The following is a 19370-nucleotide window of genomic DNA, read 5'->3' on the forward strand; positions in this document are numbered from 1 at the left end:
GCGCGGTCCGTAGCCTAAAACAATACACTGTGTATTGTTGATGTCCAGTTTTGACCGGATTATATAATCCACGGGTCTTAGGTTCCGATTGAAAACGCGAACGTACAATAAGAATTGCGTCTTCAGTAGCGCATTGCTTGCGAATGTCCTGCCCGAACGACATAGGCTAGATGAAGCCCCGATAGGATTCGACGGACTTGACGACCGCTCCAGGCAACTAGCGGAATTAGTCGAGGCGGCAGTGCTCTTTTGCAGACGCGACGACATGGCCCAAACATACGCAGGGCTCGCTGACATACTTTGGAGCGTCGCTGTAGTCTGGCCTACCTCACGACAGGCAATCTGCAGGCTCCTTGAACGTGTGTACAACGAAGCTCGACTGGCCGAGAGCGCATCGCTTTGGTCAGCAATTGCTAACCTGCGGGCGCTCGCCGCACCCAGCGAGCTTGTCGTAGCAGACTCAAAAACTAAACGAAGGCTGATTTATGACCGAAATTGACATTGCACACGCTCGCTTTGTCCAGGAGATGAATTCCGTTGACGACACCGTCCATGTTCTCCTGAAGGGGCACCTTCTCATCGAAGAAGCTCTCAGTAAAACAATTGACCAGTTTGTTTTCCACCGAGAACACTTGGAAGAAGCGAGGCTCAGCTTTGCGGACAAGATGAACGTAAGCCGTGCGCTGTGCCTTCGGAAAAATCAGTTTGGCGAATGGGAGCTAATCGCCGCGATTAACGCTCTGCGGAATGTTGTAGGTCATACGCTCAGTCCCCTCAGCGCGAGCGCAAATACACGCGTGTGAAAGACATCTATATACGCGAAGCTTCCGAAATGTCCGGCATCGAGAACGTCAACCAAAAGAGCGAAGCAGAGGTGGTATTGCTGGCTTGCGGCCACTGTCTCGGCTTCTTGTCGAGTTTTGAAGCCGACGCACGCGCGTTTCGTCAGCAGGTCTACGCCATAGACCGGCTGCGCAATGCAGACCAACCTCCGTTCGAATTGTAGTGCCGGCTCATTCACCAGTCTTTGTGGACGCGAATTCGTTCAGTCGTTGCCATACTCAGGCTCGTACTGGATTTCGCGTTCCTCTTGCTCGACGTGTTCAATGTCAATATTCGCGGCCGCAAGGTCCTCTTCTCCCCTCAAGGTAAGGCGGCAAGTCGGACAGTGGAGCTCTTCCGTCGAGAATCCGTGCTCGACCAACTCCATCCCCTCTTCTGCGTCGTCTTGGTCATCTGCGAGAGACTCGAAAATCTGGTCGCCGCCCGCAATTGCGTACGCAGTGCAAGCGGGGCACTTCTCCAGCCAGTAAAAGTCGAGCGGACGACGAAACCAATCTGCGTATAACCGCGGCCTAACCTTCTTGGATTCCTCTATTAGTCGTTCGCGGTCCTTAACCTTCGAATGGTCCTGTTTAAAGGCGGCGGCGCTCTCAAAAATTCTTTGCTTCGCTGCCGCCAATTTTGCCTCATACGCCGCAGCAATCAAGGCTTTGGGCTGTTGAGCGTTGTTTCCTCCGAGCCACTCCTCAAGACTCGTATCCATCGATTCCAATACAATCTCGCAGGCGTGCCAAAAGCGACTCTCCCACGTATCTGTTAGTCTGCCTTGAAAAGGCAGTTCTCCAGAGTGCAAGTGGGCATTGCGCATCTCCGCCATGCTTTTGCAAAACTCGTACACCTCATTGTTAAATCGGGGAGCCGCGGTGTGTTTAAGCCGTACGTAAGCCCCGTCTGCCCCAATGGTTGCGACGCGTAGATTCACTTCGAAGCCGGCCGCAATAAGAATGGAATTAGGGTTCTTCTGAGAGCCAACAATCAAGCTTGGATGAACACTCGCAAGCGCGGCCTTCGCCAGGATTTCCATTGCAAGCGAAGCCCATAATTGATAATCGGTCGAATCATCTCCACCTTTAGCGATGAGCGCCTTCCGAGCAAAAGCCTTTGATTTTCCGAGTAATGCCTCGGCTGAGATAGACGAAGGAAGCGATTTGGCTTTATTCACAAAGTCTCTTAACGAGAGTAACACCGAAGCAGTGTTCGCGGCGCAGAGCCGTCGACGCTTCCGCGCCGATGCAGCATTCTCCAATTGTCAAACACGCAGATGCGCCCCATTTTCCAATCAACGGAATGTTGTGTTGAGGGAGACCACTGGCGCATTTTCTTTAATACAATCACAGCGTCTTCATTGACGGGTGCCATGCACCCTGGGTCATATCGCAAGTAGTTGCAGGCGCGGACCCACATCCCTGAGTAGAACGACGACCGACCATTCTTTACGAGAAACAGAGCGGACGCAATCTCTGTTTTCGTCAGAACCGACGAAATCTGCTCTCTCCACGGGGCGATAACGGTTGGCGCCGTAGCCTCAGAACATTCGGCGCACGCCATAACAACAAAGCGGACGGGCTCAGTTCGGTGAGCCGTGTCCATGTGCCACGGAAAGTCGCCCTTCCCGTACAGCGCGCTGAGCGAGTGGCGGTGCGCGTCTTGCATTTCCGTGGGCTCAAGCAGTTCTACCGCTGCCGTACGACCCGGGACGACTTCACCTAACGAGGCAGCAATCTCTTGAACTGCCCCGGCCAACTCATCACCTTGGCAAGCGAAGTCGGTAACGGCAAAACCGTCCTGTTCCAGTCGCTCGACGAAATTCATCAGATTCAGCACACTCGCAGCCTCTATGCCGACGTCGAGAGGCCTTCGGACGAAGCTGGTGCGGTCGCCTTCTTCTCTAGCTTCGAGTCCACCTTTTTTGCTGCGAGAGCGTTACTGCCCGCCCGCTTCGCGGAGGACTTCCGACTGGCAGCGTTCGACGCAGCGCGCCCGCTCTTCATTGCCACCGTAGATGCGCCCTTTTTACTGGCGACCTTCTTAGCTGCTGTCTCTACAGTCGCCAACTTACCCTTGGCTGTTAAAGTATGCACGGTTGCAATCAAAAACTTGCTGCGGTCCTTGGCGTCAGCGAGCCAACCCGGCGCTTTCCCACGACCGCTCCATTCAGCACCCGTCTTCGGGTCTCGGTACTTTGATGGCTGGACGCCGCGAACGTAATTGTCCTGCTTCACCGCCTTCTTGGTTACAGCCGGCGCGTTCCCGGACGCTCCGTCAACAAGAAAACGGTCGCGGTTCCTGGCGCTCGCAATCCAAGCTGGAGCGCGACCGTGACCACTCCAAGTCGCTCCGGTTTTTGGGTCCATGTACTTCGCAACTGCCCCGCTTTTGCCAATAACCGACTTCGTCGCTGCCTCAGGACCAGGCCTTTTCGCCCTGAACTTTGCGCCAATGTCTTCCATGGTAAGACCGTGCTCATGCATCAGCGAGTGAATCTGTGCGATGACTGTTGCCGATTGCTTCCTCATCATTGTCCGGGCTTGCGATTGAAGCTTCGCGATTCGTGCTTGCAAGCTTTTGAGCGTAGCCATATATGCCTCCAAGTGAGAATCATCGCACTATGCCATATCGCCTTTGACAGCGACCAAAAACGCAGACTTGCCCACTCACGCTCCCATATTAAATAATGAGCGCTGAACCCAAACGACATCGCAAACATGATGAGCATAGTTATGGAACAGAAAATAAAGTCGTTCAGCCGCCGGGTGAAGCCCTCAAAGTACAAAGGTGTTCGGACGACCATCCTCAAGGCAGAAGCCCGCAGGCACCGAGGCGGGCGCACTGGCTTGCTGTCGCATGCCTACGTTTTTGACTCCATCGAACTGGAGCTCGATGTTCGTAAGCAAGAGAGCGAAGGAAAAGACAGCTCAGCACTGAAAGCACGGCTAGTAATGATGCGACTACGAGACAAATTGCTCGAACGCAGCCGCGCTGCTCGACATAGTGCTAGAAACAGACGTTGCCCCAGCATCAAGGCGAGACTCAATCGCTCATCTCAGTTGCGCGACTACATCCGTATGCAGGAGGTAAGCGCAAACGAATGGAAGAAGTATGAGGGTGAAGATTGGTACTGACCGGATTTGTTCCGCGGCGCAGGGGGGCCGCGAGTCAGTCCGCGATGGCTCTATCGATGAATTGAAAAAGGAAAACAAAAAAGCTGCGACGATGTTTCGCGACTGGATAAAGCTTCGGCCGCGCTTCGGCGCGATGAACTCTATCGCGATTGAGTGCTGTGCGGAAGTCGGCATTTCAAAATAGAAGCCCCGCTCCCCAATGGCCGCGGGCCTTGGACATGCGCGAATGCATTGGACCTCCCTGCGACGCAGGAGGGGCAAACACAAAGTGTTTGTGTTCAAGTAGAATCCCTCGAACATATTCTGTTTTAGGGACTTTCCCTCGAACTATTGCATAGCCGAATTCAGGAATTCATAATCGCCCCATGCTAACAACGAGTCGAAGAAGATGTCACATCCCCAAATTAAAGAAGGATTGAAGTGTATCTTCGAGGGCATTGAATTGCTCCGTGTTCAGTTTCCGCACCGTCGCTTTACCATCGACGGCCGCCTAGTTGGAGACATTGGCGAAATCATCGCCGAACTGCTTTACGACGTGAAACTCGATGAAGTGTCCGAGCCATGTCACGACGGCGTGACTTCTTCTGGGCGGAGGGTGCAAGTCAAAGCAAGCTTTCAAGACCACCTGACTTTCGGAAAAACGCCGGATTACATGCTGGGTCTGAAGCTGAATTACGACGGTACTTTCGAAGAAATCTACAACGGTCCCGGCGCCATCGTGCGGCAGCGCTACGAACATCGTAAGCATGTTGGCGAGAAGCTTTTGAGCTTCCCGATGAGCGAACTTCGGAAGCTCTCCTCAGACGTAGCGCCGCAGGACCGGATTGCCAAACGCTAACAGTGCGACCGCCCGCTCAGCCGGGTTTGCAGTGTCGCGCGCCGAGTTCACGACACTGCTCTGTCTTCAGCAACGGGATTACACATAGTCACATGCCGTGATTAGTCCGCGACTGCGACCAGTGAGCCGTCCCGAAGCACCTCGAACTTAAATTTGTTTCGAGGCAAGTTTTTTGTCCCCAACGATTACGAGTGCCATGAGCTTTCGTTCATTGTGGCAAATCACTTTCCAATTAGGATGTTCTCTCAAGATGGCGCGGCTACGAACCACACCTGCACCGCGCAGTCGTAGTAGAAGTATTCCTTGGCCGACGTCGAAGCTTTTACTTCGGTCAGGTGCCATCCGCCCGTATGAGGCGCAAACGCGTCGGCGCGCGAAACAACGTCTTGGTACTCGAACGCGGCCTGATAGACAGCCGTGTTCTCCACGCAAGCCCGCTGAAGCGCGGCGGGCGTCTCCCGGAGAGCCTGTCCAATATCCCGTGCGTGTCCAATCAGTTGACCCGACCCCAGAACCACTCTCGCCTTGTCTCCAAAAAGATGGCCCATCCTAAAGCTGTGCTCACTGCCGCGCGACACCTGAGCCTGCTCGCAGCGGTGGGTCTCTAGCCACAGGCGTTTCTGGCACCGGTACCCGGCAGATATCTTGGACTTGGAAAGACGGACTGCTCTGGCCATTGCAGCGACCTCCTGCGGATTCAATCCCTCAAGACTCATCCGCCGTCAGGACATCTGGCATCCCTTCACTTCTCGTCGGAACGACAGACCAGGGCATCTGGAGATGGTCGTAAAAACCAAGAAAACCGAGCAAGTCCTTGATTTGCTCGAACACTTGATTGCACTCGTCCTGCTGAAATTGAGTGCTCCCCGCCCTGCCGATTTGCCTGTTCGTCACGTGGAATTGCTTCTTACAGAGGTCACGCGACCAGCGATGCATTTTCGTTTCCAATATGCTGCGGGACGTGTGCATGAAGTGATTCCATGCAATGCAGCAATAGACGGTGTGCCAGTCATGAAGTCGCTGGCTTCTTTTGTTGTGCTCGTCCAACCGATGGCTCACATGTTTGCCTTGGCCCACGTAGATGGCGGGCGCTCCGGTTCCTTTGTAGGTGCCGACAAGGATGTACACGCCGGGCCTTTGCGCGATTTCGCTCAAACCGTCTTGCTTGAAGAATCCGTGCAAAGACGACCCTTTGTCGTTCGGGTCACCGCGGGTCACTTTGATAACGCGAGCGACGTACAGCGAACCTTCCGCCACCCAGATATCGTGGATTGGGTCGAGCAGGTAGCGCGAGATAGTGCTAGGGCCGCGCGAGGTGAGCTGGGCTGCCGCAGGTTGAGTGGCGTCCGGCTCAGGCATGAAGGCCTCAGGCGCGAACGAGGCAGGTTCGGACAAGTCACGCGACTCGTCGACAAAAGATGACGTCATAGGGGTGCGTATATAACGCTAGGGTTCGTCCTGAGCATCAGTGCGTCTGGACAGGTGTGTGATTGCGTTCGAACGCCACGGGGTTCTCGGTCTGCAGGCGCGCTTTACTCTGCGGGGGCTTGCGTCGGCGGCGGCCCGAGCACGCCGCCCGGCAGAACTTCGAACTCGTACAGATTCCGAGCTGGGCTTTCGCCACCAACACGAATCAATGCCGTGAGCTTCTTGTCATCGTGCCAGACGACGGTCCAGTGTGGCAGTTCGCGTTTGATGGCCCGCGTAATCTCAACGCCCTCCGCATTGAATTTCTTCCAGTTCAAGCGGTTCTTGCGCTCAGCTTCCGGCTTGAAATCGTCGTTGATGTTGTACCAGTCGGCCCACTGCGCCAGCTGGGCTTTCAGCTCTTTTGAGACCGGCAGCTCTTCTGGGTCCATATGCAACCCGTCGAAATGCCAGATGCAGTTCGACATGTAGTCAGGCATGACGCGAACGTACACAGGGCTCGCGTAAATGTCGCTCTCGTCTTTTTTGTTCTCGGTCATGTCTCTTAAGCGAGGTGTCAATCGACCCACCCAGCGAGGCTTGCCTGTTCATCGAGCAGGTAAAGTGCCTCCAAAGCTCCTGCGGGTAGTCCGATTCCGTTCTGCGGCGCCGTGCCGGACTCCCGTAGGTTAATACGAATGAGACGATGGCGCGCGTGTCGTTCGCTAAAACGCCGAACGGTAGGCAGCGCTTTGCCTGCGCCAAGCTCCACCACTACCGGCCTGTTGACGGACGCGTACCATGCCTTCAGGCGCGCCTCCTGCGCGTCCGCTTCGTGCTCGACCCAGATGCCACCCCAGAACATGAGGATGTTCGGGCGGGCAAGCCGTCCGCAGTGCGGGCAGCGTGGGAGCGCGTTACGCAGACGCGAAGTCGTCGCGTCCACGTAAGGGCGGAAGTCGTCCGCGGCCACGTGACGGCTCGGCACGCCGCGATGCACTACAAGTGGTGAATCGTGCCGTGGACTTCGTGAATGCGGTTCTGCGCGAAGCCCGCCTACTGGAACTGTCCATCGACATTGCTGGTGAACACGAACGAGCCGCGCGCCATTCGCCCCGCCCATTTGCGCAGGATGCGGAAGCCGTCGTGTGGAACGGTGTCGCGGTAAAGCTGTAGGCGATGCCCGTAGAAGCCCCAGGCGAGCTCCGGTTCGTCCTCAAAACGCTGCGGGTTGGCCATCTCCTCGAATGAAAAGCCAAGGTGCTCGAGTCCCGGATACGCGCGCCAGAAGCCGTGGTTACCGCGAAAATCCGGCAAACCCGAGTCCACGCCCATGCCGGCGCCAGCTGTAATAAGAAGCCCGTCGGCCTCCATCAGCCAGCTCACAGCCTTGCGAATTTCCTCGGCATTCGTGACGACAAGGGTCTCATCGGGGTTAGTTTGCAAGTCGGGCCGTTGCTCGGATGAGCCGTACCGATGGGAGACGAGCGCGGCGCGCGCTTACAAGCGGCGGCCGCGCTGCGGCTGTATTGGCACACGAAGCCGGCTCGCAAAGCCGCACGATGAGAAAGAATACGACATACCGGAGTTTCTAAAGAATGTGTCCGACTGACCAACAAAACGAAGCTCGCGCAGGTAGTCCCGCGCGAACGCTGAGAACCCCACCGTATGCGCAACCAGCGCCGTCGGCGAGTCATTGCACGCGGTCGCGTCTGACGGCTCGTACTCGCGACCGCTCACGACGAGCACGTGGTTGATGCGCAGATTTACCACCCATCGAAGAAGGTAGACCACATCCAGCGGTGCGATAACCGCAGCGACGCGCGAGATCGTGACGAGAATCGTCCGTCCCCGTTGGCTTCCAGTAAAGCGCCGGATGACCTGCACACGAGAATTCGGGCAAAGCTGCGAGAGCCGCGCATAGCTTGACCATCGCTGCGTCGCCCGCGGGTGGTGCACGCATCCGTCAGTCTCACGGTCGATTGCGGCGTGCACGCAGGCTTCGCTCACGTCGACATTGGCGCCAAGGAGCGGGCAACCCGGGTATGGCACCAGCAGCACGGTATGGCCTTCGACCTGACATTCGCCGGCCCGAACCAGCTCAAGCACGGCAACAATCAGGTCGCGTTGTTCTGGCTGAGCCGTGCGAAAGCGCGGTCCTCTTGCGACGGGACCATCGCGAACTCAGTGAAGACGCCTGCCAGCCAGTTGAGGCTGCGACGCGTCGCCTCAAACGCGAGAACGCTGTAAAGCTCCTCGAGCGTCCGCTGACGAATTTCTGTCGACATGGGTCCCCTGTCAGATTAGGTGTCTCCGCCCATTCTCCGCGCAAGAGAGGACACAACGCGGGTCTTGTTAAAGCGCCGCGAGTGCGGCCCGACCAAAGTGGGCCTGCACACGGAAAAGGTCCTCTAACGGCAAACAAAGGACCAATTTATGTCCTTTGTTTGCGATAGACTCCTTTCATACGAAACAAAGACCACCGGGGAATTCGATGCGCAACGCCCTTATCCACGAGTCCATCATGCTCATGCTGCCGGACGCACGCGAAAAGACGTGGATGACCACGCAGGACATCCGCAAGCGTCTGGCCGAACGGGGGCACATCAAAGAGGCGAAGTATGTGTTGCGCCAGATGCGGCAGCTCGAGGCGGCGCAGAAGGTTATTTCGACCGAGGAGGAAGGCAAGCGTCCGATTTTCTGGAAGCGCGCAATCAGCCCGGTGGGCGGTCACAAGTCTGCGGACCACATGTCGGCTTCTGAGGCAGTGACGTTCAGCCTTATCGAGCGAATCACCAAAGAAAAGTTACCGAAGGCGATACTTGGGGACGTCGAGGGCCTTTTCCAGTCAGCCAAACAGCGGCTGAAGGTTTCGCACGACGGTCGACAAATGCACAAGCGGTGGCTCGACAAAATCGACACCGTCGACGCCCTCTTTCCGCTTCTTCGCCCGGACCTCGACGCTGATGTCTTCAACACCATCAAGGACGCGACATTCCACGAACGCGTCCTCCGTGTGCGTTACCAGTCGGCCGGAAACAAGCGCGACAACGTTAAGGCCAGGTGGAGGCGCGTGGCACCGCTCGCACTTGTCGAGTCTGCAGGGTTGATGTATGTCGTGGCTCAGGAGATGGATTTTCCGCCGAATCCCGAGAAGGGAAAATTCGAGTGGCTGCGCCCGCCGCTCAGGCTGGACCGTATTGTCCAGGTCGAAGAAACGAAAGAGAGCTTCACCTATCCGGCCGACTTTAGCCTCGAGCAGTACATCAAGACTGATAAGGCTTTTCAGTTCATGGTGAAGGGCGAGCCGTTTCGCATTCGCTTGGCGTTCTCCGAGCATGCCGGCGACCACCTGCTCGAGTCGCACGTGTCGGCTGACCAGTCGCCTCCGGAGTATGACGAGCGCGAACGCCTTGTTATCAGTGCCACAGTCGTCGATAGCCTGAAGCTCGGCTGGTGGCTCCGCTCGTTCGGCCCTGCAGTCGAAATCCTCGAGCCGCAATGGTTGCGCGAGAAGGTGGCGGATGACGCGCGTAAGGCTGCACAGCAGTACGCTGACTGCTAGCGAACGTAGCCGTCATACGGTGGGAAGAACGGGACCGGATATGTCCTCTAAGTGTGGACAATCAAGGTCTCAACGAACCTGAGAGACCAAGCAATGTTCGCGAAAGACAAGTACAGCACGCGCTTTCGCGCCAACAGCGTGCGCATCGACGAAATCTTCCACCTCGACACCATGCTGGTCGCGGGGCACCTGGCTGGCTTCCAGCGCGTGAAGGATGATTTTCCGTTCATGCGCGAGGCGCTGCTCAAGGGCGGCATGATGCTCTTCTCCGGCATTCGCGGTGCGGAATGCGTCGAGAACCTCGAGCACGCGTTTGGCCGTCTTGGACAGCTTGGCTCGCTGGGCTTTCTCGTCAAAGCAAGCCAACCGGTGTTCGCGGTTGAGGGCGAGCAGTTGAAGTTTTCGTGGGAGCTGACCCGGACCGGATGGTTCTACGCCCGAAGCTATAAGAAAGTGCTCAGCAAGGTGCATACATGGGCCGAAGGCGCGCGTGAGCAGGCCCTGGCCCGGGCGCTCGGGCTGGACTGGAACTCCCTGCTGCTGCAGCAACCTGCATAACAAAAACCGAGAGAGACTTTATGCTGAAGGGTACGTTGGGATTCACGTTTGCCTGCGTCGCGTTCACGTTCGCGATGCTCTTTATCTCAGGCGTGTTTGACCCGCCGCGCAAGGGTCCGAAAGTCTTTGAAGAGCTGAAGGTAAAAACAGACGACTGGGTGCACGTCTACCGCGACACCGAGACCGGCTGTCAGTACATCCGCGTGCGGGACGGCGTCACGCCTCGGCTTACGGCTGATGGCAAGGTGATGTGCACGCCCGCCAAGTGAACGGAGACACTGCATGCCGCAGATTATTTAGCACATTGATGCCATCGCCCGCAAAAAGAAGCGCGATGTGCTTTACCTCGAGTTCGAGTTGGCCGAGCAGCGCCCGAATCCAGTCCCCTTCGACGATATCGACAGCCGGCGCGCCATCGTCGAGTGGCTCGAGGCGAATCACGTCGAATGGACGCGGTGCGGACACGTTGCGAGTACGACCGTCATGCGTTCCTACGCGGGTCAGATTTATATCGACGTACCGTACGACGTGGACGACCCAACGTATCAGAAGTTGCAGCAGTTCCTCGAGTTTGAGGACGGCACCATGCGATACGACGGCGTCAGGTTCTGGATTTTCCCGCTCGACAAAGCCATGGAGAACGCGTATCACGACGAGCCGGGCTTCTGGGAGCGGTGGGCAGACAACTTCTAGGCTTACGCGGACGTTCGCGCTTAAACGCGCCCCGGCCGGTCGCGCGGTCTGTTGCCCGTCGAACAGCTTCGCCGGGCGCGACAGAATACTTTGCCGGTATCAGAACCACCCAGAGACAACGAATATGCAAAGCATGTACGTGGCAGACCAAGGCGGCAAGCCGGTCAGGTTCATTCGCACGCGGCCGGAGATAGAGCAGACACTGACAGACCTGCTTTCCGCCAACCCAAATCTCCTCGCAGATAGCCTCTCCGATTCAGTGGAAGAGTCAGAGCGTTGGTTCGAGGTGAAAGCTCAATTCTCTCTTCCCGACGGACGAGGCCAAGCCATCTTCGTCGACCACCTGTACCTGGACCAGTCCGGGACACCGATTCTTGTGGAGGACAAGCTCTCAGGCAACCCTGAAAGCAAGAGAAAAGTGGTCGCGCAGATGATTGACTACGCCGCAGCGCTCGAGGCCGTGACCGTCGAGAACTTGCAATCGCAAATCCACCCAAGCCGACAGCCAGAATTTGACGAGTTCCTCGCCGGCGGGCGTGCCGATGACTTCTGGAGCACCGTGCAAGCGAAGCTTTCGGCGGGCGAGTGCCGACTCGTGTTTGTCGCTGATGAAATCCCGGTCACCCTTAGGCGGCTCATTGAGTACCTCAACGAGCGACTGAGCGTCCAGGAGGTGGTGGGAATCGAGCTCACGCACTTCCAGTGCGGAACCCGAGTCGCCTATGTTCCGACTGTCATCGGTCGCACTGAGCGCGCCAAAACCCAAAAAGCTGCAGCGGCGGCGCCGAGAACCGTGGATGACTATTTCCGATTTGTCGCATCAACGGGAAGACCCAAGGTGGTCGACGTTGACAAGGGCGGACCGGCGCTATTGGCAAGCCTTCAAAGGTTGCGGATGTGGGCTGAGGGTCCTGATTCAAAGGTGCAGTTGTCGACCTCGTCTGCGTCGACCAACCCTCGCCTTATTTTTTCCCGCGGAAAGAGCGACCTGTCTGCGTATATGCCGACGGCGGCGTCTACGTGTACCCAGGCTGGCTAGAGTTGGCTGGAGTGGAGTCGGTAAGCGCAACTCTGCGCGACATCGGCCTTAAGCTCCAAGACACCTCGGGAAAGTCGTGTGGAAAACTGTACAACGTGTCCCAAGACAAGCTCAGCAGGTTCAATGATGCGCTGACCCAAGTGTTCTAGTACTTGGAGCGTTCCCTCTAATCCAACGCGCGAACGATGAAATCTAAGAAAACGATTACTCCAGTGATGCTGTGGATAACGTACGCCGATGGGAGCTTCACGGCGCGTTATTTCAACAAGCAGAAGCCGCTGGATGCCTGGTGGAAAACCGCGCTCATCTTAAAGCAGATGGGCGTCGTCAAGCTTTGCAGCATATTCCGTGTGGCAGCCATTCCACCAAACCACACCTTCACTACCGTCTGATGAGGAGGGCGCGTTGCGGGGCCTTCACCCGACAACCGGCGACCTGCGGCGCCTACAGCTTCCCGCGCCGACGGGCGATGACCTTCATGAAGTCTTGCTCGAGTGCTTCTCCGTTCTCGCCGAAGTGAGCCTCGCGGTGGTGCTCCGGGCAAACTGCAATAACGTTATCCACGGAGTCATCCCCGTTATCAGCAAGCGATATCACATGATGAGCCTCGAGATACCGCTCACCGTTGAGCTTCCTGAACCCGGGTTTTCGGCAATACTCGCACAGCCCGTTCGCGGCCTCGACTAAGCGCCTACGCACTTTAGGGTCTCGCAAATACTCGTGCCGAATCGTCAGCGCGCGGTCGCCTGACTCAGGGTCGCTTGGGGCTGCAAGGTCGTCCAACGCTCGCGTTGCACGGTCGGCATCCGCTGTTGCTACGGGGGCAGTTGTGGCTGAGACCGCTACAACAGGTGCTGGCACGCCTAGATTCGCCACTAGCGACCAGAAGTGCGGCGATATGGCGCCTTTCTTTGGTGCCCCGCCGCTTCCACCACTAGCCTCTAGCGTTTTCATCCTGAGCTGCGCCCCACGGTCGAACGCGCCGTCCTTGAAGAGCCCCAAAAGTCCTGGCAAGTCAAAGCCCTCGTATTCGTCGCTGTCCCCTGACAGCGAAACGGCGAATACGGGCCGTCCCCGCTCGCCGGCCATTTCGCAAAGGTAAGGGTAGACCGACTCGTTCTTTCGCGATTTGCATTCAATGTCGAGCAGGCACCTGCCCTCAAAACGCAAACCAAAATCATCAGGTACCTGAAGCTTTTTCACGCGTGCTTCCCCGAAATCCGCCCGGTCCGCTTATCAGCCGCGGCGAGGCGTGTTAGTGATTGCCGCCATTCTATGCAAGCGCGGAATGCTCCGAAAAGCGCACACCCCTCACTTGCTCGCAGAAAGTTGTCGCGGGAATCAGACAGCTGATTGGGCTCCCTGTGCCGAAGCGATGCCCGCCTGCCGTCCAGAAAAGTGCACCAGAGCGCAGAGTGTGTTGACGAGCGCCATCTGCTCGGGTTTCTTACACGGCACGCTCAACAGGTCGGGACTGGCGACAACGACGGCCAGCGCCTTCGCACGCGAGACCGCTACGTTCAGGCGGTTCTTGCTAAACAAGAACTCGATATCGCGCGGCAGGTAATCAGCGTTCGAGGTGGTCATCGACAGGATGACGACATGCGCCTCCTGCCCCTGAAACTTGTCAACCGTGCCCACCCGTGCGCCTGCCGGCAACGCGAGCTTGAGCTCGTTCACCTGCACGTTATAAGGCGCGACGACGAGGATGTCGTCGAGCGTCATCGGAGCCATGCCGCCATCTCCGTCATCCCGCGTGCCGTTGAGCAGGTCGTCGACGAGGTTCCGCACCTTCTCGACCTCCTCCGCGCTCGACTGCGCGTTGCCTTCGTGCACGACCGGCACGTAACGGATGCCGTTCATCGGTGCGGCCGCGACACCCTCGAACGGCGCGTGAACAAGACGCTGCGCCGTGTCCCCTGCCGGATGCAGACGACCGTCATAGACAGCGTCCGAAATGAATTCACAAACATCGGGGTGCATCCGGTAGGTCGTGCCCAAGAAGATGCCTTGTTCTGGCGGAATCGTCGCGGCGCCATCGAGCAGGTAGTCGAGCGTCGAGTCGCCTGAGCGGCCCGGATGCATCCCCTTGCTCGGCTGACCCAACTGCATCTGGTCGCCCAGAAGAACGATGTTTTTCGCGCTCAAACCAACAACGACGAGATTGGCCAGCGCCAACTGACCGGCCTCATCCACGAAAAGGTAGTCCAGCGACTCGCGCATCGGCTCCTTTGCGAACAGCCAGGAGGTTCCCGCCACCAAGTCAGGCTCGCCTGCGAAGATTTCGTCCTCGTCCGTCACGTCCCGAATCAGGCCTCCGTCCAGAAGACTATCCTCACTGGTGGACTTCTTCATGCCCACAAACCGGACACCGGCCGCGATGGCGCGCTTCTCAACCGCCTGCAGCAAGTTGTTGACGGCGTGGTGGCTGTTCGAGGTCACGCCCACACGCTTGCCCTTTTTGAGCAGCTCGAGAATGACGTGCGAGCCGGTGTAGGTCTTCCCCGCGCCCGGCGGCCCTTGCAGGAAGAGACAGGTCTCGTCCATGCTCTCAACAACACGAATCATCTGCGGCATCAGCTCCAGCTGCTCATTGACCAGCGCGGCGCCGGGCGCAACGCCCTTGATTCGCGGGATTTCGCATCGGAGCAAGGCCTTGACCGCTCGGTAACCCGGGCTTTTTGCCAACATGTGGGTTGCGAAGTGCTCGAGCGCTGCCTCGTGATGCTTCGTCGAAATCGGCATGCCCGGTCCAATCGAGAGCACATCGTCCGGCACGTTGGCCCCAGAGACGGTGAAGGAAACCGTCAGCGCGTGCATATCCACCTGGAGATTGGACACGCTTTTGCCGCTGCGCACGTTGGTCGCGTTGGAGCCTGTTCGCAGCTTGGTTTCCTGCGGCGGCACGGTGTAGAAGTAGCGCTTCGAGCGTTTGACCTGAACCGGGGGACGCGTTTTGTCGCGGACCAGTCCGCCCAGACTTTCCGCATCTTCGACAAGTTCAACGTCGGTCATCTCCATCCGGTGGAACATCGCCCACCAATCCGGCTTCGCTTCGCGACGGTGATAAAGGACCATGTAACCGACGAGCGCACGATAGTGGTCGGCCTCGGACCAATCCTTCTCCTTGGCCGGCAGCGTTGCAAGAATGGACTCAACAAGCTCTTGAACGCGCAGCCGGTCGGGGTCCACCTGCTTTGGCGTTTCGGCCAGTGCTTCGTTTGCCGCTGCCGCGTTGGCCCATGGCGTCGCTGCGGGCCGAAGCTTCAGCAGCCACTCGCGAAGCTGGTACGTCGACTCAACGTCATCGCGGTTGTAGTCCGCGATGTCCTGCAGTAGCTTCGCCGCTGCCGCTTCTTTCCCTGCTTCCGCGACCAGCGCCTTCCAGCGCTCGTAGAAGACGATGCTGGCGCCGGCATTGGTCACGTCGCCCGCACGCGAGCCCCGGTAGAACCGCTCGATGTACTTGATGGAGTAGCTGGGCTCCGACACGCGCAACGCTTCACGCACGACCGCATACAGGTCGATGAGCTTGCCGCGACGCAGAAGATTGTCGACCGACTCCTCGCGGGTTCCATGTACGGACATCAGCTTCTTCAGCGCTGTTTGCTCATAAGGTGCGTAGTGGTAGATGTGAGCATCTGGGTACTGCCGAAGTCGCGCATCGACGTAGTCCATGAACTGCTCAAACGCGAGTTTTTCGTCCGCGCGGTTGTGCGCCCAAAAATCGCGGAATACGCCCTCCCCGGCGTCAACTTCCCAGACGCCGAAGAGATACTCGAGGCCGCCCGTTTCAAGCGGGTTGCCCTCCATGTCGAAGAACATGTCGCCCGGGTTCGGCTGCGGCAGACGTTCGAAGCCTCGCACGCGAACGTCGTCCGGGTCTTTTTCGAGCAGGACAAGCCTCCGCTCGTTGTCCTGGCGGAAAAGGTATTGCAGGTTTGCTTGCGAGCGCAGTCGGTCGAGGGTCTCGGGCGCGATTTTAGGAACCGCGGCTTCGGGCGCCAGTTTTGCCAGCAATTCGAGCGTGTTGACGCCTGAGTCTGAGAGCTTGCGCACCTGTACGCGTGTGATTCCGGCCACCTGAGACAGGTGGTCATCCTCGGTCCGCCTGGCATCGCAGAGGTTGCTCCAATGGCATTGGGAGCACTTGTCGCATGGGTCCGGATAGGTGCTCACCGCCGCTGCCGCCACGTCTGCCGCTTTCGCAAGGCTCACCCGGGCGAGGAACCGCGCAAGCGCCGTGTCGAAGTAGAAACGGAAATCTGCACAGCGGTAGGTCTGCATCTCGTTGGAACCAAGCTGCACGGCCATATGCTGGGGATAGGCACCCTGCGCGCGTGCAAGTAAGTGTGAGTAAAACGCCAGTTGCACGAGGAACTTGCTGCGGGACGAAAGCGCAAGCTTTGTGTCGACCGCCTCATAACTGAACGCCCCAAGTTCAGACGGCGTCGGCACCTTGACCAGAAAGTCCGCGTACCCGAGCAGATTACCGTCAAGGAATGCCGCTTGGTAGATTACGTCAAAGCCTTCGCGCATTGCTGCTAGCGTTGCCGCGACTCGTGAGCGGATGTCCTTGCCCGCAATGGCGTTGATGTCGACAACGCTTTTGCCTTCTGCAATCAGCGTCTCGAGATACGCTTTCTCGTGCTGGATGCCGCGTTCCTGCACGAGCACGAGCTGCTCGTCCTCGGGATTTCTCTCCAAAGGCGTGACGAGGTCCATCAGCGCAAGCGTCGTGCTGTGCTCGCACTCAAGAAACGACACCAGGTCCGACGCCGAATAAACCCGCTCCCCGTCCAGATGCAGCATTTTTTCACCTTTTTATATCGCGCAAGTCCTCATCGTAACAACACAAATGACTTGTCACGTCCTCTGTACCGAGAAAGTGTCACCAAGCACACGATATCTGGTTACCCGATGTTTACCGCGGCTTTAGGCAGGCCCCTGCATGCTCTGCTCGACGCTGAGAAGCGCCTGGGGTTATATCGGTTTCGCCCCGCCTCGAAGGACGCTGAAGCGCAGGCTGAAAGAGAGCTGACCATTGTCGACACATTCTTCAGCGGTATACGGCCATTCGCGCGTCCATCATCGATGGGCGCCTTCCGGAGGGGGTTCTCGTAGACGCGAAGGCAACGCCGCAGTTGTGACGAATTCTGGACGCTGTCGACTGGCACCTCCCTGATTCTTCCATTGCCGACAAGGGGCACCGCTATCACCCGCTGTGGGCTGTTCGCTTTCTCATGCGACCAGAACGACCTGGGCGCGATGTGGACCGCGCAGCGGGATTCTGCCGCCCAGCCAGTCGGCTGGCTCATGAGCGTGAAACCTATGTTGTTGGACGACGTTGTGACGAGGACACGCTTACGCCGAAAGTTGCGCAGCTCGATGCGCGGCTACTCGCGCATGCACGAACTCCATTTCTCGCGCCCATCGCGCAAGCTCCTCAGCTTTGCGCTTAGCGCTGAGCTTTCCACCGTGGTGCGGATGAACGCGCGCGGACTCTTGACCCACCGGCTCCTGCCGGCCGGTGGTCAGAAAGCTCTCGGTCTCATAAAATTCTCCAAGTACGCGCAGACAGGTTGCGAGATACGCCTCTCCCTCGTTAGTTAGCGTGAGCCGCCGAGTCGTGCGATGAACGAGTTTGGTCCCAAGGCGCTCTTCGAGCCGTGTCACCGCCTTCCCGACAGCGCTGCTCGTCAATCCCAGTTGCCGACCCGCGGCCCGTAAAGCTTCCCTCCAGCGCTTCTTTCAGCGTTGAATGGGAAAGAAATGCGTTACGGCTCGCTTGCAACTTAAGGAGGCGGCGGCGGGCGCACCATCAGCAGGTTCGTGACGCATGATTCGTCGACTCGCCCAAAGCAGAGAGTAAGACGAGATGCGTCGCGGTTTCAAAAGAGCCAACAGTACGTGCGGTGTTTCAATCCAATCGCGCCTGTTCCGCGAGTTCCACCAAAGTGTCGACCACATGACGCACCTTTGGCCGCAAATGCGCCACCTTCGGCCAGACGGCGTGCACGTCGATGACTGCACTCGAAATGTCATCAAGCACCGAGGACAGTGCTCCTGACTCCAGGTACAGTCGAATGAGTGACATCGGCATTTGGCAAAGCCCCATGCCGGCCAGCGCAGCTTCGATGATTGAGTCGCCATCGCTGATTTGATGGGTTCCAGGAGGCGAAATACGCTTCGTTTCACCGTCAACTTCCACACGCCACGACAAGGGCTGACCTCGACGGTAGCCGACGACGCACAGATGTGTTTCCAATTCGTCAAGTTGAGTTGGCATGCCATGCTGTGCAAGGTAACCGGGTGAAGCTGCAATCACCATCCGCTGGCTAGTCAGTCGACGCGCCACCACCCCGCTGGAACTCTGAAGTTCGCCAAAGCGGATTACCAAGTCGACGCCTTCTTCCATGGGGTCAATGAAGAAGTCGGAGAAGGTCATTGTGAGATGAAGGTTAGGATGGTTTTTCGCGATGTCCAAAAGTATGGGAACGAGAATCCGTCGCTCGAAAGCTGCCATACGGTCGACCGTTGCAATAACTACTCTGCGTGAAAACTCACTATCAAGGTTTGCAACCGATTGGATGGCGATGCTTCGAGAGAAGCTGAAACAGTTCGTCGGGAGCGAATGGTGGAAAGAAGATATTGGGGCTCGACAACGACGCAACTGAGTTTAGCTAATGCCTACCGCACGCGATGGCGGTCATTCAACCTCATCGAAAAAACTATCTCGCCATCTGCTTTAGGTAGAAGCAACGGCGTCGACTTCGCTCGTTCTCGTCGCAGGAAACAGAGGCGTCGAGTCTGGCAGCGCTCTCTGTCGCTGCGCGGTTCCTGATTTGCTCCCTCGCTAGCATAAGATAGTTTGGTTCCCTTGGGACCTTTCCATGTCCGGGCAAGAATGGTCTGAGCGTCACGTAGAGACGAGCGACTCGAGACCCGCCTTCACTGAGGACAAGCATCCCCGCCCGGGTCAGCAACCTTTCGGCAACTCGCTTCCTGTTCCTCCACGAAGAACGCCGTGCAGCTCTTCTTATCCTTTGTACCGCGGCTTGCGTACCACGGAACGGTGTACGGCTGGCCCAGGTTCGCTTGAGCGTCGTTGACCATATTTACCGCGAGCGCAGGCATAGAATGACGCTTAACGGCATTGCGCGACTCAGGGTAGCCGAATCGAATCTCTTGAATGTGACGGTCCGGCGCGAAGAATAGCTTATGTACGGTAAGCGCGCATTAGACGGCGTCCCTTGCGCATTGCCATGCGACATACGTCAGGCTATGGTTGGATTCAGTCGCCAG

At 57.7% G+C, this 19370-nt stretch carries 25 protein-coding genes; 11 read left to right on the forward strand and 14 right to left on the reverse strand.

All coding sequences use genetic code 11. The annotated features are described in order from the left end of the window. Positions 1-485: 485 nt before the first annotated feature. On the forward strand, positions 486-803 hold the full coding sequence (locus NCT03_RS21120; protein ID WP_250493774.1) for a hypothetical protein: 318 nt from the start codon (positions 486-488) through the stop codon (positions 801-803). A 29-nt stretch (positions 804-832) separates the two neighbouring features. Further along, on the forward strand, positions 833-1006 hold the full coding sequence (locus tag NCT03_RS21125; RefSeq protein WP_250493776.1) for a hypothetical protein: 174 nt from the start codon (positions 833-835) through the stop codon (positions 1004-1006). A gap of 39 nt (positions 1007-1045) precedes the next feature. Here the strand turns inward: NCT03_RS21125 and NCT03_RS21130 are convergent, their stop codons facing one another. From NCT03_RS21130 to NCT03_RS21135, 3 genes are read right to left on the reverse strand one after another with little or no spacing between them, the layout of a single operon-like run. Continuing rightward, entirely contained in the window at positions 1046-2005 is a 960-nt protein-coding gene (locus NCT03_RS21130) for a hypothetical protein (protein ID WP_250493777.1), read from the reverse strand. An 8-nt stretch (positions 2006-2013) separates the two neighbouring features. Next, positions 2014-2655: a TauD/TfdA family dioxygenase gene (locus NCT03_RS34160; protein WP_350030166.1), complete on the reverse strand. Its 642-nt coding sequence runs from the start codon at positions 2653-2655 to the stop codon at positions 2014-2016. Between the two features lie 23 nt (positions 2656-2678). After that, complete coding sequence (locus NCT03_RS21135; RefSeq protein ID WP_250493778.1) at positions 2679-3422, reverse strand: H-NS histone family protein; 744 nt, start codon at positions 3420-3422, stop codon at positions 2679-2681. 126 nt (positions 3423-3548) lie between these two features. On the opposite strand from NCT03_RS21135, the gene NCT03_RS21140 reads away from it, so the two are divergent. The 3 genes from NCT03_RS21140 (at position 3549) to NCT03_RS21150 (ending at position 4803) form a co-directional block, all read left to right on the forward strand. Next, complete coding sequence (locus NCT03_RS21140; protein WP_250493779.1) at positions 3549-3965, forward strand: hypothetical protein; 417 nt, start codon at positions 3549-3551, stop codon at positions 3963-3965. After that, positions 3949-4149, forward strand: coding sequence for a hypothetical protein (locus NCT03_RS21145; RefSeq protein ID WP_250493783.1), 201 nt, complete (start codon positions 3949-3951; stop codon positions 4147-4149). The genes NCT03_RS21140 and NCT03_RS21145 overlap by 17 nt, the downstream gene beginning before the upstream one ends. 204 nt (positions 4150-4353) lie before the next feature. Continuing rightward, a complete protein-coding gene (locus tag NCT03_RS21150; RefSeq protein ID WP_250493784.1) occupies positions 4354-4803 on the forward strand; it encodes a DUF6998 domain-containing protein in 450 nt (149 codons plus the stop codon). Between the two features lie 245 nt (positions 4804-5048). Here NCT03_RS21150 and NCT03_RS21155 read toward each other — a convergent pair whose 3' ends face one another. The 7 genes from NCT03_RS21155 to NCT03_RS21180 all read right to left on the reverse strand — a co-directional run bounded on the left by NCT03_RS21155 (position 5049) and on the right by NCT03_RS21180 (position 8498). Further along, positions 5049-5480 carry a hypothetical protein gene (locus NCT03_RS21155; RefSeq protein WP_250493785.1) on the reverse strand — a complete coding sequence of 144 codons (432 nt, stop codon included), beginning with the start codon at positions 5478-5480 and terminating at the stop codon, positions 5049-5051. Between the two features lie 28 nt (positions 5481-5508). After that, the gene (locus NCT03_RS21160; protein WP_250493786.1) at positions 5509-6198 is read right to left on the reverse strand and encodes a GIY-YIG nuclease family protein; all 690 of its coding nucleotides are present in this window, start codon (positions 6196-6198) and stop codon (positions 5509-5511) included. A 137-nt stretch (positions 6199-6335) separates the two neighbouring features. Next, the gene (locus NCT03_RS21165) at positions 6336-6770 is read right to left on the reverse strand and encodes an immunity protein CdiI family protein (protein ID WP_250493787.1); all 435 of its coding nucleotides are present in this window, start codon (positions 6768-6770) and stop codon (positions 6336-6338) included. 17 nt (positions 6771-6787) lie between these two features. After that, complete coding sequence (locus tag NCT03_RS34165; RefSeq protein ID WP_350030163.1) at positions 6788-7075, reverse strand: SIR2 family NAD-dependent protein deacylase; 288 nt, start codon at positions 7073-7075, stop codon at positions 6788-6790. Between the two features lie 191 nt (positions 7076-7266). Continuing rightward, a complete protein-coding gene (locus NCT03_RS34170) occupies positions 7267-7656 on the reverse strand; it encodes an SIR2 family NAD-dependent protein deacylase (protein WP_350030165.1) in 390 nt (129 codons plus the stop codon). A 54-nt stretch (positions 7657-7710) separates the two neighbouring features. Then, positions 7711-8319 (reverse strand): hypothetical protein, encoded by a 609-nt coding sequence (locus tag NCT03_RS21175; RefSeq protein ID WP_250493788.1) that lies wholly within the window; start codon positions 8317-8319, stop codon positions 7711-7713. An 8-nt stretch (positions 8320-8327) separates the two neighbouring features. Further along, positions 8328-8498 (reverse strand): hypothetical protein, encoded by a 171-nt coding sequence (locus NCT03_RS21180; protein ID WP_250493789.1) that lies wholly within the window; start codon positions 8496-8498, stop codon positions 8328-8330. A 236-nt stretch (positions 8499-8734) separates the two neighbouring features. Between NCT03_RS21180 and NCT03_RS21185 the strand changes: the two genes are divergently transcribed. From NCT03_RS21185 to NCT03_RS21210, 6 genes are all read left to right on the forward strand, one after another. Next, positions 8735-9775 carry a helix-turn-helix transcriptional regulator gene (locus NCT03_RS21185; RefSeq protein WP_250493790.1) on the forward strand — a complete coding sequence of 347 codons (1041 nt, stop codon included), beginning with the start codon at positions 8735-8737 and terminating at the stop codon, positions 9773-9775. A gap of 93 nt (positions 9776-9868) precedes the next feature. Next, positions 9869-10333, forward strand: a complete 465-nt coding sequence (locus tag NCT03_RS21190; RefSeq protein WP_250493791.1) for a hypothetical protein — start codon at positions 9869-9871, stop codon at positions 10331-10333. Positions 10334-10353: 20 nt separating this feature from the next. Next, positions 10354-10602, forward strand: coding sequence for a DUF6440 family protein (locus NCT03_RS21195; RefSeq protein WP_250493792.1), 249 nt, complete (start codon positions 10354-10356; stop codon positions 10600-10602). Between the two features lie 67 nt (positions 10603-10669). Beyond that, the gene (locus tag NCT03_RS21200; protein WP_250493793.1) at positions 10670-11026 is read left to right on the forward strand and encodes a hypothetical protein; all 357 of its coding nucleotides are present in this window, start codon (positions 10670-10672) and stop codon (positions 11024-11026) included. A gap of 133 nt (positions 11027-11159) precedes the next feature. Next, the gene (locus NCT03_RS21205) at positions 11160-12065 is read left to right on the forward strand and encodes a hypothetical protein (protein WP_250493794.1); all 906 of its coding nucleotides are present in this window, start codon (positions 11160-11162) and stop codon (positions 12063-12065) included. A gap of 185 nt (positions 12066-12250) precedes the next feature. Continuing rightward, the gene (locus tag NCT03_RS21210) at positions 12251-12457 is read left to right on the forward strand and encodes a hypothetical protein (protein WP_250493795.1); all 207 of its coding nucleotides are present in this window, start codon (positions 12251-12253) and stop codon (positions 12455-12457) included. A 52-nt stretch (positions 12458-12509) separates the two neighbouring features. Here the strand turns inward: NCT03_RS21210 and NCT03_RS21215 are convergent, their stop codons facing one another. The 4 genes from NCT03_RS21215 to NCT03_RS21230 form a co-directional block, all read right to left on the reverse strand. After that, positions 12510-13268, reverse strand: a complete 759-nt coding sequence (locus tag NCT03_RS21215) for an HNH endonuclease (RefSeq protein WP_250493796.1) — start codon at positions 13266-13268, stop codon at positions 12510-12512. Between the two features lie 138 nt (positions 13269-13406). Continuing rightward, positions 13407-16877 carry a TM0106 family RecB-like putative nuclease gene (locus tag NCT03_RS21220; RefSeq protein ID WP_250493797.1) on the reverse strand — a complete coding sequence of 1157 codons (3471 nt, stop codon included), beginning with the start codon at positions 16875-16877 and terminating at the stop codon, positions 13407-13409. A 552-nt stretch (positions 16878-17429) separates the two neighbouring features. Continuing rightward, positions 17430-17741, reverse strand: coding sequence for a LysR family transcriptional regulator (locus NCT03_RS21225; RefSeq protein ID WP_250493798.1), 312 nt, complete (start codon positions 17739-17741; stop codon positions 17430-17432). A 244-nt stretch (positions 17742-17985) separates the two neighbouring features. Further along, positions 17986-18591, reverse strand: a complete 606-nt coding sequence (locus NCT03_RS21230; RefSeq protein ID WP_250493799.1) for a LysR substrate-binding domain-containing protein — start codon at positions 18589-18591, stop codon at positions 17986-17988. Positions 18592-19370: the final 779 nt, after the last annotated feature.

It is taken from the genome of Caballeronia sp. GAWG1-1 (assembly GCF_023631465.1).
GTDB lineage: Bacteria > Pseudomonadota > Gammaproteobacteria > Burkholderiales > Burkholderiaceae > Caballeronia.

Bases quoted from the DNA above. Each gene is read 5' to 3' on its own strand.
- NCT03_RS34160 (WP_350030166.1), bottom strand. From the start codon at position 2,655: ATGAATTTCGTCGAGCGACTGGAACAGGACGGTTTTGCCGTTACCGAC.
- NCT03_RS21230 (WP_250493799.1), bottom strand. From the start codon at position 18,591: ATGGCAGCTTTCGAGCGACGGATTCTCGTTCCCATACTTTTGGACATC.
- NCT03_RS34165 (WP_350030163.1), bottom strand. From the start codon at position 7,075: ATGTTCTGGGGTGGCATCTGGGTCGAGCACGAAGCGGACGCGCAGGAG.
- NCT03_RS21165 (WP_250493787.1), bottom strand. From the start codon at position 6,770: ATGACCGAGAACAAAAAAGACGAGAGCGACATTTACGCGAGCCCTGTG.
- NCT03_RS21155 (WP_250493785.1), bottom strand. From the start codon at position 5,480: ATGGCCAGAGCAGTCCGTCTTTCCAAGTCCAAGATATCTGCCGGGTAC.
- NCT03_RS21210 (WP_250493795.1), top strand. From the start codon at position 12,251: ATGAAATCTAAGAAAACGATTACTCCAGTGATGCTGTGGATAACGTAC.
- NCT03_RS21135 (WP_250493778.1), bottom strand. From the start codon at position 3,422: ATGGCTACGCTCAAAAGCTTGCAAGCACGAATCGCGAAGCTTCAATCG.
- NCT03_RS21220 (WP_250493797.1), bottom strand. From the start codon at position 16,877: ATGCTGCATCTGGACGGGGAGCGGGTTTATTCGGCGTCGGACCTGGTG.
- NCT03_RS21140 (WP_250493779.1), top strand. From the start codon at position 3,549: ATGATGAGCATAGTTATGGAACAGAAAATAAAGTCGTTCAGCCGCCGG.
- NCT03_RS21185 (WP_250493790.1), top strand. From the start codon at position 8,735: ATGCTCATGCTGCCGGACGCACGCGAAAAGACGTGGATGACCACGCAG.
- NCT03_RS21190 (WP_250493791.1), top strand. From the start codon at position 9,869: ATGTTCGCGAAAGACAAGTACAGCACGCGCTTTCGCGCCAACAGCGTG.
- NCT03_RS21150 (WP_250493784.1), top strand. From the start codon at position 4,354: ATGTCACATCCCCAAATTAAAGAAGGATTGAAGTGTATCTTCGAGGGC.
- NCT03_RS21180 (WP_250493789.1), bottom strand. From the start codon at position 8,498: ATGTCGACAGAAATTCGTCAGCGGACGCTCGAGGAGCTTTACAGCGTT.
- NCT03_RS21195 (WP_250493792.1), top strand. From the start codon at position 10,354: ATGCTGAAGGGTACGTTGGGATTCACGTTTGCCTGCGTCGCGTTCACG.
- NCT03_RS21125 (WP_250493776.1), top strand. From the start codon at position 833: ATGTCCGGCATCGAGAACGTCAACCAAAAGAGCGAAGCAGAGGTGGTA.
- NCT03_RS21205 (WP_250493794.1), top strand. From the start codon at position 11,160: ATGTACGTGGCAGACCAAGGCGGCAAGCCGGTCAGGTTCATTCGCACG.
- NCT03_RS21120 (WP_250493774.1), top strand. From the start codon at position 486: ATGACCGAAATTGACATTGCACACGCTCGCTTTGTCCAGGAGATGAAT.